Below are 803 nucleotides of genomic sequence, written 5' to 3' on the forward strand. Positions count from 1 at the left end.
GCCGCCGACCCCGTTCCCGGATCTTCACCCCGTTTCGGTGTTCTTCACGTCAACACCCGGCACACCAGCCGCTTCACCGTCGTCGGCAACCACCTCGCCCAGCACCGGCAGTTGAGCCTTCTCGCGATGGGGCTCGCCCTGCACATCCAGTCGCTGCCCGACGGGGCCCGGATCGGGATTCGCTTCCTCGCCGCCCGGTTCCCCGAGAGCGAGCAGCGGATCGCCGCCGCCCTGCGGGAGCTGGAAGCCGCCGGGTACCTGGAGCGGCGCCGCGAGCGACTCGACAACGGCAAGGTCGTCACCCGCACCGTCTTCTACAACCAGCCCAAGGGGCAGGTCACCTCGCCTCCGCCTCCGCCTCCGCCCCCGAAGCCCCCGGCCCAGCCGCCCAACCCCGCCCCCGCGCCGGTCCCCAAGCCCGCGCCCAAGCCCAAGGCCGCCCTCCCCGCGCCCCGCGACCCCGAGCCCGGTCGCCTCCAGGCCGCCACCGCGCTCCTCGCCGGGCTGCGGCGCGACCACCCGCGCCTCCTCCTGGCCGAACCGGACGTCCAGCGGCTCGCCCCCGCCGTCGCCGCCTGGCTGGAGCGGGACGCCCGCCCCGACGCCGTACGGCAGGCCCTCACCGCCGGGTTACCCGAGCAGATCGCCCACCCCGCCGCCTTCCTCGGCCACCGGCTCGCCGCGCTCATCCCGCCGCCCCTGCCCGACGAGCCCGCCGCCGACCGGCCCGCCCCGCTCCAGACCTGCGAGGACTGCGACCGCGCCTTCCGCGCCCCCGCACCCGGCCGCTGCCGCGACTGCCG

At 77.0% G+C, this 803-nt stretch carries 1 protein-coding gene; it reads left to right on the forward strand.

Features of this window, described 5'->3' with window-relative positions; translation table 11 throughout:
- Positions 1-803: helix-turn-helix domain-containing protein (locus HTZ82_RS19795; protein ID WP_254711978.1), on the forward strand; the 803-nt coding region annotated here is incomplete at both ends.

Source organism: Streptomyces sp. TRM64462 (assembly GCF_013362995.1).
Classification (GTDB): Bacteria; Actinomycetota; Actinomycetes; order Streptomycetales; family Streptomycetaceae; genus Streptomyces.